Origin of the sequence: Croceibacterium soli (assembly GCF_009828065.1) — a bacterium.
Classification (GTDB): domain Bacteria; phylum Pseudomonadota; class Alphaproteobacteria; order Sphingomonadales; family Sphingomonadaceae; genus Croceibacterium_B; species Croceibacterium_B soli.
This window is the reverse complement of record NZ_WTYK01000004.1, coordinates 13,715-25,830: the sequence shown is the minus strand read 5'-3', so window position 1 is coordinate 25,830 and position 12,116 is coordinate 13,715. Positions and strand designations below refer to the sequence as shown.

Here is a 12,116-nt window from a genome sequence, read left to right as displayed (position 1 = left end):
GGTCTCCTGTTCATTCTGTGGGGCTGGACGCTGCCTGAGCGGCGGCGAGCACATCGAGCTTGTCGGAAATCTTCTGCAGCGTGGCGTTCACGTCGTTGATCCCGGCGAGCGAGGAGAACTGGGCCATCTGCGCCAGCATCTCCTTGTTATCGACCGGATCGAACGGATCCTGCTGCTGCACCTGCACGGTCAGCAGGCGCAGGAAATCGCTCTGGCCAAGCGACGCGTAGTCGCGGCCGGTGGCGCCCGGCGTGCCGGGCACGGTGGGCGCGGCCCTGTTCGTGACTACGGTCATTTCATCCTCATCGTTTCGAGCATCAGTTGCTTGGCGGTGGAGAGCGCCTCGACCATGTTCTGGTACTGGCGCGAGGCTTCGAGCATCTCGACCATCTCGGCGTTCTCATCGACGGGCGAGGCCCAGACGTCGCCGTTCTCGTCGGCCAGCGGGTGGCCCGGATCGTGACGGCGCACAGGCGCCACGTCGGCGCGCTGGACGCCCGCGACCCGCACCGAACTGAGGCCGGTGGCGGCGTCGAGCTGTTCGGCGAAGACCGGGCGCAGCGGGCGGTAGGCTTCGCCTTCGCTGGCTGCGATGCTGCCGGCGTTGGCCAGGTTGGAGGCGGCGGCGTTCATCCGCACGAGCTGCGCCGACATGGCGCGCTGCCCCAGCTCGAAAATGGTCATCGGGCCGGGCATGTCACTCGCCCCTGATCGCGCGGGTGACCGTCTCCACCCGGCCGCGCAGGAAGCCCAGCGTGGCGGTGTAGGCGACGGCGTTCTCGGCAAAGGCGGACTGCTCGGTCGCCATCTCGACAGTGTTGCCGTCGAGGCTGGGCATGACCGGCACGCGGTAGCGGGTAGCGGCGCCGACGGACTGGGTCTCATCGGCGCCACTGAGCCGCGCCTGAAGCGCGGCGGAGAAATCGATGTCCTTGGCCTTGTAACCGGGCGTGGCGGCATTGGCGATGTTCGATCCGAGCACGCCCATGCGCTGCGCCCTGATCTCCAGCGCCGCCCCGTGAATACCGAAAAGACCTTCGCTCATGACAGTCTCCAGACTTGTTCGAGCAACCATCAGCAAGGAGCGTGCCAATTGGGATTGCGAGGGCCGGGGTAGGTTCCCGATCCTCCCCGGCACGGGGAGGGGGACCATCCGAAGGATGGTGGAGGGGGCCCGCCACAGGCACGAGGCACCAGGAGGCGGGCCCCCTCCGTCACCGGCCTGGGGCCGGCGCCACCTCCCCGTGCCGGGGAGGATTGAGGGGGGCTTGGATTTCCACGACCAGGCGGCAAGCGCTTGCCGGAAGCGGCAAAGTTCCGCCGAACCCTAAATTGCCTGCGCTGGCGCGCCGTTCTTCCCAATCGAGGAGAACAATTGGTCATGACGAATCTGTTCGATCCGCTGTCGCTTGGGATCGTGCTCGGGGGTACATTGGCAGCGGTGCTGCTGCGCTGCGGCTGGCGCGACAGCAGCAGTGCGCTGGCCGCGGTGGTGCACCTGTTCGCCAGGCCGTTCGACAGCGACCGCGTGCGCGCGGAACTGGCGGTGCAGATCCAGGAGATCGACCGCGACGGCCTCCTGCGAGCGCAGCCTCACCATTTCGGCGACGGCGAGTTCGACGAACTGAGCGATACCCTGATCCGCCGCCGTTCCGTCCAGAGCCTGTACGACGAGCACGAGCGCTACCGCTGGCGCCGCGCCGTTACAGCCGGGACCGCAGGGCGCGTGCTGGCGGAGGCTGCCGACCTGGCGCCGGTCCTCGGCCTAGCCGGCACGCTGCTGTCGCTGAGCGGCCTGTCCACGATCGCAGAGGGCGACTATGGGCGCGCGATCGGCATGGCAGTCATGACCACGCTCTATGGCCTGGTTGCCGCGAACTTCCTGTTCGCCCCGCTGTCCGCCGCCGTGGAGCGCCGGGCGCAGTCCGAGGAGAAGGCGCGGCAGGCTCTGCTCGACTGGCTCGCGGGGGCAATCGAGCGGTCCTGCAATCCGCCCGAAGCGCCCGCCGCTAAAAGAGCCGCCGCATGATCGCGGGCGTACGCGGGAACTGGCAGACGATCATCGCCGACCTCGCTCTGATCCTGTTCATGGTCACCGCGGCGGCGATGGGATCGAAAAGGCCAGAACCGGCGGGAAATCCACTCCCCGCCGAGGGCGAGCCGCTGGCGATCTATCGCCCGCACCGGCAGGCGCCGCCGCTCGGCGACTGGCTTGCCGCACAGGCGCCGGACGAGCGGCAGCAGGTCACGATCATCGGCCGTTACCGCGATGGCGATGCACGGATCGCCGCGGATGCCGCGCTCAAGCTTGCATCGGAAGCAGAGACGCGCGGAGTGCGCCCGCGCATCGTGATCGAGCCGGCGGAGAGTTCGGATCTCCTCGCGGTGCTCGCGTTCGACATCCCTGCAGACTGGCACGGCGATTGCAACGCGGCAGGCACGAATGGCGCCCCGCGCCCGCCTGGAAAGGACAAGACATGCGATTGATTCCGATGCTCGCTTCCGCCGCCGCGCTCGGCACGGCAATGCCCGCGTCCGCTGCCGGCTTCGCCGATCCGGCCGAAATCGACCGCGCCGTTGCGCAATTCGCCGGGGCGCCGACCGGCTCCCAGGGCGGGGCCCGCCTGCCGGTCGACCGCCGGCTCAAGCTCTCGCAGTGCCTGGCGCCGCTGGCGCTCGAGTGGTACGGGCGGGCGCGGGACACCGTGCTTGTCCAGTGCCCCGTGTCCGGCGGCTGGCGTCTGTTCGTGCCGATCGAGGCTGGTCCCGCTGCCGCCGCCAGAGCGGAGAAGGCCGTAACGCGCGGCGAAGTCGTATCCATCGCGGTGCATGGCAGGGGCTTCGTCCTGTCGCGCCAGGGCGAGGCCCTGGAAAGCGGCGCGGTGGGGGATTGGATCCGCGTCCGCCCGGCAGGTGCGAAGCAGGACACCGTTCGCGTGCGGATCCTGCAGCCCGGCAAAGTCGGCATGGAATTGCCGTAAGCGGCAAGATTTCGTCGGCGGGCCTTAAACGTCCGGCGCAGCGGCCGTTCTCTCATGCGGGAATTGAACGGAGCCGAACGATGGACCGGATCGACATGCAAGGGCCGAATGGCATTTCGTCCCGCCTGAAGGGGAAGGGACCCGCTCCCGTCACCCAGGCGGAGAGCGTTCGTCCGGCGGCAGGCGGGATTGCCAGGCAGGGCGACGCCTCCGCGGCGAGCATCGTCTCTGCCGGTACCGAAGCGCCTGTCGACAGCGCCCGCGTGGCCGAACTCCGCGCCGCCATCGAACAGGGCCGCTACAAACTCGACCCGGCGAAGACCGCCGACGCGATGATTGCCGCAGGCTTCCTGTCGAGGAAATGACCATGACCGAGAACAAGCCGCTCCGTGAAACGCTCCGGCAATTGCTTGCCTTGCTTGAAGGAGAGCGGCAGGCGCTTGCCGAATTGGACCTGGAGCGCATCCTGACTTGCGCGGACGGCAAGCTGGAGCTCTGCAATCGGATCGAGATGCAAGCGCAAGGCCGGCTCGACGAGGAATGCAGTGGCCTGCTCGACGCGGTGGCTCGCCTCAACGAGATCAACCGCAAGCTGCGCAACCTGATCGCCGCCAATGTCGAGACCCGGCTTGGCGCGCTGACCGGGCGGATCGGTGTTTATGACTCCGGCCGCCCGGCGGCACTGCGCGGGATGCAGCGCTAAACCTGTTTGGCATGGATGTTGCTGAGATCCTGGCGAAGCAATTCGCAAGCCGGGGGATCCAGTGTCCGCAGTTTCAGCAGTCCAGCGGGGAGAGGTGCACAGCGCGATTGCGCGGGCTTCCGCTGCGACCGGCGTCGATTTCAATTATCTGCTCGCCCAGGCCAAACTCGAGTCCGGATTGGATACGAACGCCCGCGCCGGCACCTCCAGCGCCGCCGGCCTGTACCAGTTCATCGGCGGGACGTGGCTTGAAACGCTCGACCGCCATGGCAGCACGCATGGGCTCGGCTGGGCCGACTCCCTGATTTCCCGCCGTGGCGGCCGGGCGGACATCGCCGACCCCGCAGTCAAGGCGGAAGTGCTGGCGCTGCGCTTCGATCCGAACGTCTCCGCCCTGATGGCTGCGGAGCTGGCGCGCGACAACGCCGCCGAACTGAGCGGCTTTCTCGGCCGCGAACCGGATTCCGCCGAGCTCTACCTGGCGCATTTTCTCGGATCGGGCGGCGCGAAGACCTTCCTCGGCGCCTTGCAGGACAGCCCGCATGCATCCGCCGCCGGGCTCTTCCCGAAGCAGGCCGCGGCCAATCGCCCGATCTTCTACGACGGCGCCCGGCCCCGTGCCGTGGGCGAGGTGATGGACCTCCTGCGCAGCAAAGTCGCAGCCGCGATGGAGGGCGGGGCAGCCCTGCCGCCATCCGCCGGCGGCTATGCCTATTCGCCCGCGCAGGCCACTTTCACGCATGCCGCCGCTTCCTTTGCCGAAGCGCCCGCGCCTGCTCGCCGCCCATCGATGGCCGAGACGCTGCAGGCGACATTCGGCGGAGCGGCCATGGATGGCCGCGCGGCGCAGCGGATCGGTGACGCTTACGGCAAGTTCAAGGCGTTCGGCCTGTGAGCATCCGCAGCTTCATGTCCCCCGCCGTGGCCCTGCCGGCCGGCATCCTGACCATCATCGTCCTGATGGTGGTGCCGATCCCCGCCGTGATGCTGGACGTGTTCTTCGTCCTCAACATCGCGCTCTCCGTCGCCGTGCTGATGGCGGCGATGAATGCTGCGAAGCCGCTCGACTTCTCCTCGTTCCCCTCGGTCCTGCTGTTCGCCACACTGCTGCGGCTGGCGCTGAACGTCGCATCCACCCGCGTGGTCCTGCTTTACGGGCACGAAGGAGAGGCGGCCGCCGGAAAGGTGATCGAGGCTTTCGGAGCCTTCCTGATCGGCGGCAACTTCGCCGTCGGCCTGTTCGTGTTCATGATCCTGATGATCATCAACCTGATGGTCGTCACCAAGGGTGCCGGGCGCGTCTCCGAAGTGTCGGCTCGCTTCACGCTCGACGCCCTCCCGGGCAAGCAGATGGCGATCGATTCGGACCTCGCCGCAGGGCTGATGACGGCCGACGAAGCCAAGGCGCGCCGCCGCGAGATCGCCACCGAGGCGGATTTCTACGGCTCGATGGACGGCGCCAGCAAGTTCGTGAAGGGCGACGCCGTCGCCGCGCTGCTGATCCTGTTCGTCAACATCGTGGCCGGCCTGGTATTGGGCATGGTCTCCCACGGCCTCTCCGCCGGCGATGCCGGCCAGCTTTATGTTACCCTCGCCGTGGGTGACGCGCTGGTCGCCTCGGTTCCCGCACTGCTGTTGTCGATCGCCGCGGCGGTCATCGTCACCCGCGTGTCCGATACCCGCGACCTGACCGGGCAGATCGGCGGCCAGTTCGCCGATCCGCGCATCTGGCTGCCGGTGGGCTGCATCCTCGCGGCCATGGGCATGATCCCGGCGATGCCGCAGTCGATATTCCTGCCGCTCGCCGGTGGAGCGTTCCTGCTCTGGCGCGGGCTCAGGCGACGGGAGACCGCCGCGGCAGCGTTCGCCAGCGAGCCGCCGGTGAAGGCCGACCCCGCGAGGATCAGCATCGACGAAGTGTCCGAGCAGGCGCTGGTCACCATCGAGCTCGGCTATGGCCTGGTCCATCTGGCCGACGAACGCCGCGGGGCGCCGATCGTCGCGCGGCTTACCGGCCTGCGTCGCCAGCTCTGCCAGTCGTTCGGCTTCGTCGTTCCGCAATTCCGCATCAAGGACAGGTTCGATCTGGCGCCGGACCGCTATCGCATCACGCTGGGCGGTGCGCCGCTCGGCTCCGGCCAGTTGCGGCCGGACTTGATGCTGGCGATCGACACCGGCGAGGCCGGCGCGGCAACGACATTGCCCGGGGAAGTGACCGTTGATCCCAGCTTCGGCTGCCCGGCGATCTGGATCGAGCCCGGCGCGCGCGATCTCGCGGTCGCCGAAGGGTATCTCGTGGTCGACGCGGAAAGCGTCATCGCCACGCACGTCAATCAGCTGCTCTCCGCCCGGCCGCAGGAGCTGCTCGGGCCGGACCAGGTGCGCGAGCTGCTCGACTCCGTGCGCGAACGCCACGCGCAGCTGATCGAGACCATCACGCCGCAGCCGCTTTCGCTCGCCGCGATCACCCGGCTGCTGCGCGCGCTCCTGGCGGATGGCATCTCCCTGGCCCATCCGCTCCCGGTCCTCGCCAGCCTGTCGCAGGCCGCCCAGCAGACGACCGATCACGAGCGCCTGATCGACATGCTCCGCGCGGATCTCGGGCCGATGCTGGTGGGCGCGATCTGCCCGCCGGACGAGCGCCTGCCGGTCATCACCCTGGCTGCGGAGCTGGAGGAGATGGTCGTGAGCGGCCTGCAGGATCCCAGCTCCGGCCAGATCATCATCGAGCCCGATCTCGCCCGCTCCATCGGCGAGCGGATCGCGGCCATCCTTGCGAGCCGCCCCCCCGGCGCCGGCATGCCGGTGCTGATCGTGCAGCCCCGCGCGCGCCGGCCGCTGGCTGCGCTTCTCAGGGTACGAGCGCCGGGCTGCGCCGTGCTGTCCATCAACGAATTGCCCGCCGCCCAGCCGATCGAGGTGATCTCGGTCGTCGGCGGCGAAAGCGAAGCCGCGCCGCAGCTTGCCAGCGATGCCGGCGCCGAACTGCATGAGAGGGAGCCTCTGGCAGCATGATTCAGGATCATTCCCATTTTTCCGCGACAAAGGCCTATCGCGGCGCCGTCGGCGACCGGGTCAACCGGTTCCTACCGATGGTCCGCAAGCTGGCCTGGCACCTTTCGGGCAGCGGCGGGCCGACGGTGGAGGTCGACGATCTCGTGCAGGCCGGCCTCGTCGCGCTGACCGAGTGCGCCCAGAAACACGACGGGCCGAGCGAGGACGGTTTCGCCGCCTACGCCAAGTTGCGCGTGCGCGGGGCGATGGTCGACATGCTGCGCAGCAGCTCGCCCGATCCGCGCGGCGCACGGGCGAAGCGCAAGCGGATCGAGCAGCAGCAGGCGCGCCTCGCCGCGATGCTCGGCCGCGAGCCTTCGGCTGCCGAGTTGGCCCAGGCGCTGGGCATGGACGTGGACGAACTGCACCGCTTGCGCAGCGGGCTTGCGGAGACGCGGCTCAGCTCGATCGAGGAATGCTACTCTGAAAGCGACAGTGCTTTTGCCGCGGACGAGCCCGATGCCGAGAACCTGCTGCTGCAGCAGGAGGATCGCGAGCAGCTGATCGCCGCGATCGGCTCCCTGCCGGAGCGGCACCGGCTCGTGATCCAGCTCTATTTCGTCGAGGAGCTCAACCTGGCGGAGATCGCCGCCGTACTCGGCGTCAGCGTGCCGCGGGTGCATCAGTTGAAGGCTTCCGCTCTGGAAAAGGTGCGGGCGGCGATAGCCGACGACAGCTAGGGGGTGGCGCACGGGCGCGGCTTGTGTTCTGAGTGCCGCCGAGCAACTCGAAGGACGCTATGACCGTTTTCGACTGGGCCGATCCCTTCACCCTCGACGACCAGCTGAGCGAGGAGGAGCGGATGATCCGCGACGCCGCGCACGGCTTCGCGCAGGACGTGCTGCAGCCGCGGGTGATCGCTGCCTACCGCGACGAGGTGGATGCACCGGAGCTGTTCCCGCTGATGGGGCAGGCCGGGCTGCTCGGAGTGACCGTTCCGCCGGAGTTCGGCGGGGCAGGGGCGAGCTATGTCGCTTATGGCCTGGTCGCGCGTGAGATCGAGCGGGTCGATTCAGGCTATCGCTCGATGGCATCGGTGCAGTCGAGCCTCGTGATGTACCCGATCCACGCCTACGGCTCCGACGAGCAGAAGGCCCGATACCTGCCGGGCCTCGCCAGCGGAGCGCTGATCGGCTGCTTCGGCCTGACGGAGCCGGATGCCGGTTCGGACCCTGGCTCCATGCGCACCGTCGCGCGGAAGGACGGCGACGGGTTCAAGCTCTCCGGCACCAAGACCTGGATCAGCAACTCGCCGTTCGCCGACGTGTTCGTCGTTTGGGCCAAGAGCGAGGCGCATGGCGGCAAGATCCGCGGCTTCGTGCTCGACAAGGGCATGAAAGGCCTCAGCGCGCCGAAGATCGAAGGCAAGCTGTCCCTGCGCGCCAGCACGACCGGGGAGATCGTGATGGACGAGGTGGCGGTCGGCGCCGAGGCGCTGCTTCCCGGCGCCGAAGGGCTCAAGGGGCCGTTCGGCTGCCTTAACCGGGCGCGCTACGGCATTTCCTGGGGCAGCATGGGCGCGGCGGAATTCTGCTTCGCGGCAGCCCGGAGCTACGGGCTGGAGCGCAAGCAGTTCGGCAAGCCGCTAGCGGGCAACCAGCTCTACCAGAAGAAGCTCGCCGACATGGCCACCGAGATTACCCTTGGGCTGCAGGCGAGCATGCGGGTCGGGCGGCTGATGGACGAAGGCCGCTTCGCGCCGGAGATGGTCAGCCTGGTGAAGCGCAACAACGTCGGCAAGGCGCTCGAGATCGCCCGCGCGGCCCGCGACATGCACGGCGGCAACGGCATTTCCGAGGAGTACCAGGTCATCCGCCACATGCTGAACCTGGAAACGGTCAACACTTACGAGGGCACGCACGACGTCCACGCGCTGATCCTCGGCCGCGCGATCACGGGGATCGCGGCGTTTTGAACTAGCCGTCTGTTCGTCCTGAGTTCGTTGAAGAAGGAGAGGGCGCGCCAGTCGTGGTTCGACAGGCTCACCACGAACGGACAGGGCGGGGGCGTACTCCACCAACGTTCGAACGGGAGTGGGTGATTGTCCTTCCCCAACATCCGTTCGTCCTGAGCTTGCTGAAGGACGGGTGGCACCACGCACCAGCCAGGTCTAAAGCGAGTCTGCTCCCGGCTGCCTGTCCGGATGGGCGGCGGCTACCGCCTCGACTGCCATCGCATTCTTCGCCGCCGCCACGAGCCGCGGGTAAGGCGTGCAATCGGCCCCGAATCGCTGGGCGGAATAGTACTGCGGTACCAGATGGCAGTCGGCGAGCGTGAGCGTGTCGCCGAAGGCGAAGCGGCCGCCGTGGCGGGCGATCGTCTGTTCCAGCGCTGCAAAACCCTCGGCGATCCAGTGGGCGGTCCAGGCGTCGATCGCCGGCTGTTCCTGGCCGAGCGGGCCCTTGAGGTGCTTGAGCACGCGCAGGTTGTTCAGCGGATGGATGTCGCAGGCGACCGTCATCGCCATGGCGCGGACGATTGCCCGTGCGGCGGCAGTGCCGGGCAGCAGGGCCGGCTCGGGATATTGCTCTTCCAGCCACTCGAGGATTGCCGACGACTGGGTGAGGACGCCGTATTCGGTCTCCAGCGCCGGCACGAGACCTTGCGGGTTGAGGGCCGTGAACGCCTCCGACTTCTGATCCCCGGCGCGCAAGTCGACCAGCGCCTGCTCGTAAGCGACGTTCTTGATGTTCAGCGCGATGCGCGTGCGATAGCTGGTGCCGGAGCGCCAGTAGCCGTGGAGGACCAGCTTCCCGCTCATCCGGCGATCCTTGCCCGGCATTCGCCGAAGCCGATGGTGCGGAAGCCTTCACGCACCGCATGGGCGGTCATGATCACTTCGTCCCCGTCTTCCAGGAAGCTGCGCGTTTCGCCGTTCGCCAGAGTTATCGGGTTCTTGCCGCCTTCGCTCAGCTCCAGGAGGCTGCCGAACGTGTCGCGGCTCTCGCTCGAGAGCGTGCCGGTGCCGAGCAGGTCGCCCGGCTGGAGGTTGCAGCCGTTGACTGTGTGGTGGGCGACGAGCTGGGCGGCGGTCCAGTACATCGCGGTCATCGGACCCCTGCTGAGCCGCTCCGGCGGCAGCCCGGCATCGCGCATTTTCGCGGTGAGCAGGTGCACTTCCATCTCGATGGCATAGGCACCTGCGGCCTGATCCTGCTCATCCAGCAGGTAAGGCAGCGGCGCCGGGTCGCCTTCCGGGCGCGGTGGCTGGGCCACGCGGAACGGCGCAAGCGCGGCGCTGGTCACCACCCAAGGCGAGACGGTGGAATGGAAGTTCTTGGACAGGAACGGACCCAGCGGCTGGTATTCCCAGGCCTGCAGGTCGCGCGCCGACCAGTCGTTGAGGATGCAAAGCCCGGCGATGTGCTCCGCGGCCTGGGCGATCCCGATGTCGCTGCCGAGCTCGTTCGAGCCGCTGGTCCAGATACCCATCTCCAGCTCGTAGTCGAGCCGCTGGGAGGGGCCGAACACCGGGCCTTCGCCTTCCGCCCCCTTGCGCTGGCCCTGCGGCCTTCGAACGTCGCCGCCGCTCGGCCTGATCGAGCTGGCGCGGCCGTGGTAACCGATCGGCACGTGCTTGTAGTTCGGCAGCAGCGGGTTGTCCGGGCGGAACTGCTTGCCGACGTTCGTCGCGTGATGGATGCCGGTGTAGAAATCGGTGTAGTCTCCGACCGCGAATGGCAGGTGCAGCGTGACGTCCTGCATGCGTATGAGTGCGGGCAGGACCATGTCTCGCCGGCTCTCGTCGGTGATCAGCCGGAATACGCCCCGGCGCAGGGCGTCTGCCGCGGCATTGCCCCCTGCGAACAGCGCATTGAGCGTTTCGCTGGTGGCCAGCCGTGCGGCGTCGGAGGCGTCGCCGTCGAGCAGCAGGGCCACGCCGGCGAGGTCGAGCACATAGTTCCCGATCGCCACCCCTCCGCGCTTGCCCCCGTCGGGCGGCGAGAAGATGCCCAGCGGCAGGTTCTGCGGCGGGAATTCGGCGTGTTCGTCGGCGCCGTCCACCCAACTCGCGGCCGCGGGATCGTGGGTCTCGTTCGTTTGGGTCATTCGGAGAGTCTCGCCTTCTCGAAGCCGCGCCAGCACTCGTCGTAATCCGGCTGGAGGGTCGGCAGTTCCATTGCCGCAGCAGTGGGGCGGATCACCCAGCGGCTTTCGAACATGAAGGCGAGCGTGTCTGCGAGCTTCACCGGCTTCAGATCGGCCGCCATGGCGCGGCGGACAGTCTCGGCATCGGGGCCGTGGCCGTTCATCTGGTTGTGCAGCGACGCGCCACCCGGCTCAAACCCGCCGCCTTCCTTGGCGTCGTAGGCGCCGTGGATCAGGCCCATGAACTCGCTCATGACGTTGCGGTGGAACCACGGTGGGCGGAAGGTTTCCTCGGCCACCATCCAGCGCGGCGGGAAGATCACGAAATCGCAATTGGCGGTGCCGTGGATCTCGCTCGGGCTGGTGAGCACGGTGAAGATCGACGGGTCCGGATGGTCGAAGCTGACCGTGCCGATGGTGTTGAAGCGGGCGAGGTCGTAGCGGCAGGGCGCGCTGTTGCCGTGCCACGCGACGACGTCGAACGGCGAGTGGCCGATCGTGGTGCGCCAGAGGCGGCCCTGGAACTTCTGCACTATCTCGTGCTCGGCCTCGATATCCTCGAACCAGGCCACCGGCGTTTCGAAGTCGCGCGGATTGGCGAGCCCGTTGGCGCCGATCGGGCCGAGGTCCGGCAACTGGAACGGCCCGCCGTAGTTTTCGCAGACGTATCCGCGGCTTGGGCCATCGAGCGCGACGCTGAACCGCATACCGCGCGGGACGAGTGCGATATGACCGGGCGGCACCTCCAGTCTGCCGAGCTCCGTGACGATGTGCAGCGTGCCCAGCTGCGGCACGATCAGCAGCTCGCCGTCGCTGTTCTGGAACGCCCGCCGCTCCATCGAACGGCTGGCGGAATAGAGATGGATGCCGATCCCGGTCGCCGTGCCGACGTCGCCGTTTCCGCCGTAGGTTACCAGGCCTTCCAGCCAGTCGCACGGCGGCTCCGGCAGCGGCAGCGGGTCCCAGCGCAGGCGGTTGGGGCTGACGGGATCGATGAACGGGGCGCTCCGCAGGGCCTCGAAGCCGGCGAGCGGCTCGTAGGGCGCGTGCTCGGCTAGGGGACGCATGCGGTAGAGCCAGGAGCGACGGTTCTCCGCCCGGGGCGCGGTAAAGGCGGTGGTCGAGAACTGCTCGGCATAAAGCCCGAACGGTGGCCGCTGCGGGCTGTTGCGCCCGACCGGCAGCGCGCCCGCGACCGCCTCGCTGGCGAAATGGTTGCCGAACCCGGACTGATAGTTGGTCATGAAACTATCTCCTTGGCTTTCGATATTCCGGTGCGGGCTGCTAAT

General features: G+C 68.1%; 15 protein-coding genes. 9 read left to right on the top strand and 6 right to left on the bottom strand.

The genetic code is table 11. From position 1 onward, the window contains the following. Positions 1 to 10: 10 nt before the first annotated feature. Genes GRI75_RS07840 through flgB form a run of 3 tightly spaced genes read right to left on the bottom strand, consistent with a single transcriptional unit; the run spans position 11 to position 1,045 of the window. Entirely contained in the window at positions 11 to 295 is a 285-nt protein-coding gene (locus GRI75_RS07840) for a flagellar hook assembly protein FlgD (protein WP_160746418.1), read from the bottom strand. Beyond that, complete coding sequence (gene flgC / locus GRI75_RS07835) at positions 292 to 684, bottom strand: flagellar basal body rod protein FlgC (protein WP_235911412.1); 393 nt, start codon at positions 682 to 684, stop codon at positions 292 to 294. The genes GRI75_RS07840 and flgC overlap by 4 nt, the downstream gene beginning before the upstream one ends. A gap of 13 nt (positions 685 to 697) precedes the next feature. Continuing rightward, entirely contained in the window at positions 698 to 1,045 is a 348-nt protein-coding gene (gene flgB / locus GRI75_RS07830) for a flagellar basal body rod protein FlgB (protein WP_160746416.1), read from the bottom strand. A gap of 336 nt (positions 1,046 to 1,381) precedes the next feature. Between flgB and GRI75_RS07825 the strand changes: the two genes are divergently transcribed. The 9 genes from GRI75_RS07825 (at position 1,382) to GRI75_RS07785 (ending at position 8,653) form a co-directional block, all read left to right on the top strand. Beyond that, positions 1,382 to 2,029: a MotA/TolQ/ExbB proton channel family protein gene (locus GRI75_RS07825; RefSeq protein WP_235911411.1), complete on the top strand. Its 648-nt coding sequence runs from the start codon at positions 1,382 to 1,384 to the stop codon at positions 2,027 to 2,029. Further along, the gene (locus tag GRI75_RS07820; protein ID WP_202389658.1) at positions 2,026 to 2,487 is read left to right on the top strand and encodes a hypothetical protein; all 462 of its coding nucleotides are present in this window, start codon (positions 2,026 to 2,028) and stop codon (positions 2,485 to 2,487) included. Before GRI75_RS07825 ends, GRI75_RS07820 begins: the two co-directional genes overlap by 4 nt. Continuing rightward, positions 2,478 to 2,981, top strand: coding sequence for a flagella basal body P-ring formation protein FlgA (locus GRI75_RS07815; RefSeq protein WP_235911410.1), 504 nt, complete (start codon positions 2,478 to 2,480; stop codon positions 2,979 to 2,981). The genes GRI75_RS07820 and GRI75_RS07815 overlap by 10 nt, the downstream gene beginning before the upstream one ends. An 80-nt stretch (positions 2,982 to 3,061) precedes the next feature. Next, positions 3,062 to 3,346 carry a flagellar biosynthesis anti-sigma factor FlgM gene (gene flgM / locus GRI75_RS07810; RefSeq protein ID WP_160746414.1) on the top strand — a complete coding sequence of 95 codons (285 nt, stop codon included), beginning with the start codon at positions 3,062 to 3,064 and terminating at the stop codon, positions 3,344 to 3,346. A gap of 2 nt (positions 3,347 to 3,348) precedes the next feature. After that, positions 3,349 to 3,684 carry a hypothetical protein gene (locus tag GRI75_RS07805; protein WP_160746413.1) on the top strand — a complete coding sequence of 112 codons (336 nt, stop codon included), beginning with the start codon at positions 3,349 to 3,351 and terminating at the stop codon, positions 3,682 to 3,684. Positions 3,685 to 3,778: 94 nt separating this feature from the next. Then, positions 3,779 to 4,579, top strand: coding sequence for a lytic transglycosylase domain-containing protein (locus tag GRI75_RS07800; protein WP_160746412.1), 801 nt, complete (start codon positions 3,779 to 3,781; stop codon positions 4,577 to 4,579). Positions 4,580 to 4,593: 14 nt separating this feature from the next. After that, the gene (locus GRI75_RS07795) at positions 4,594 to 6,699 is read left to right on the top strand and encodes a flagellar biosynthesis protein FlhA (RefSeq protein ID WP_160746722.1); all 2,106 of its coding nucleotides are present in this window, start codon (positions 4,594 to 4,596) and stop codon (positions 6,697 to 6,699) included. Continuing rightward, positions 6,696 to 7,418: a sigma-70 family RNA polymerase sigma factor gene (locus GRI75_RS07790; RefSeq protein WP_160746411.1), complete on the top strand. Its 723-nt coding sequence runs from the start codon at positions 6,696 to 6,698 to the stop codon at positions 7,416 to 7,418. The genes GRI75_RS07795 and GRI75_RS07790 overlap by 4 nt, the downstream gene beginning before the upstream one ends. A gap of 59 nt (positions 7,419 to 7,477) precedes the next feature. Continuing rightward, the gene (locus GRI75_RS07785) at positions 7,478 to 8,653 is read left to right on the top strand and encodes an acyl-CoA dehydrogenase (RefSeq protein WP_160746410.1); all 1,176 of its coding nucleotides are present in this window, start codon (positions 7,478 to 7,480) and stop codon (positions 8,651 to 8,653) included. 195 nt (positions 8,654 to 8,848) lie between these two features. Here the strand turns inward: GRI75_RS07785 and maiA are convergent, their stop codons facing one another. The 3 genes from maiA to hmgA are packed head-to-tail and all read right to left on the bottom strand — an operon-like array spanning position 8,849 to position 12,071. Continuing rightward, positions 8,849 to 9,499, bottom strand: coding sequence for a maleylacetoacetate isomerase (gene maiA, locus GRI75_RS07780; RefSeq protein ID WP_202389657.1), 651 nt, complete (start codon positions 9,497 to 9,499; stop codon positions 8,849 to 8,851). Then, positions 9,496 to 10,788 carry a fumarylacetoacetase gene (gene fahA / locus GRI75_RS07775; RefSeq protein ID WP_160746409.1) on the bottom strand — a complete coding sequence of 431 codons (1,293 nt, stop codon included), beginning with the start codon at positions 10,786 to 10,788 and terminating at the stop codon, positions 9,496 to 9,498. The genes maiA and fahA overlap by 4 nt, the downstream gene beginning before the upstream one ends. Then, complete coding sequence (gene hmgA / locus GRI75_RS07770) at positions 10,785 to 12,071, bottom strand: homogentisate 1,2-dioxygenase (protein WP_160746408.1); 1,287 nt, start codon at positions 12,069 to 12,071, stop codon at positions 10,785 to 10,787. The genes fahA and hmgA overlap by 4 nt, the downstream gene beginning before the upstream one ends. Positions 12,072 to 12,116 lie beyond the last annotated feature (45 nt).

What these genes read in the sequence shown, in the direction of transcription:
- flgM (WP_160746414.1), top strand. Translation starts at nt 3,062, where the DNA reads ATGGACCGGATCGACATGCAAGGGCCGAATGGCATTTCGTCCCGCCTG.
- GRI75_RS07820 (WP_202389658.1), top strand. Translation starts at nt 2,026, where the DNA reads ATGATCGCGGGCGTACGCGGGAACTGGCAGACGATCATCGCCGACCTC.
- GRI75_RS07790 (WP_160746411.1), top strand. Translation starts at nt 6,696, where the DNA reads ATGATTCAGGATCATTCCCATTTTTCCGCGACAAAGGCCTATCGCGGC.
- GRI75_RS07795 (WP_160746722.1), top strand. Translation starts at nt 4,594, where the DNA reads ATGTCCCCCGCCGTGGCCCTGCCGGCCGGCATCCTGACCATCATCGTC.
- flgB (WP_160746416.1), bottom strand. Translation starts at nt 1,045, where the DNA reads ATGAGCGAAGGTCTTTTCGGTATTCACGGGGCGGCGCTGGAGATCAGG.
- GRI75_RS07785 (WP_160746410.1), top strand. Translation starts at nt 7,478, where the DNA reads ATGACCGTTTTCGACTGGGCCGATCCCTTCACCCTCGACGACCAGCTG.
- GRI75_RS07825 (WP_235911411.1), top strand. Translation starts at nt 1,382, where the DNA reads ATGACGAATCTGTTCGATCCGCTGTCGCTTGGGATCGTGCTCGGGGGT.
- flgC (WP_235911412.1), bottom strand. Translation starts at nt 684, where the DNA reads ATGACCATTTTCGAGCTGGGGCAGCGCGCCATGTCGGCGCAGCTCGTG.
- hmgA (WP_160746408.1), bottom strand. Translation starts at nt 12,071, where the DNA reads ATGACCAACTATCAGTCCGGGTTCGGCAACCATTTCGCCAGCGAGGCG.
- GRI75_RS07805 (WP_160746413.1), top strand. Translation starts at nt 3,349, where the DNA reads ATGACCGAGAACAAGCCGCTCCGTGAAACGCTCCGGCAATTGCTTGCC.
- GRI75_RS07840 (WP_160746418.1), bottom strand. Translation starts at nt 295, where the DNA reads ATGACCGTAGTCACGAACAGGGCCGCGCCCACCGTGCCCGGCACGCCG.
- GRI75_RS07815 (WP_235911410.1), top strand. Translation starts at nt 2,478, where the DNA reads ATGCGATTGATTCCGATGCTCGCTTCCGCCGCCGCGCTCGGCACGGCA.
- maiA (WP_202389657.1), bottom strand. Translation starts at nt 9,499, where the DNA reads ATGAGCGGGAAGCTGGTCCTCCACGGCTACTGGCGCTCCGGCACCAGC.
- fahA (WP_160746409.1), bottom strand. Translation starts at nt 10,788, where the DNA reads ATGACCCAAACGAACGAGACCCACGATCCCGCGGCCGCGAGTTGGGTG.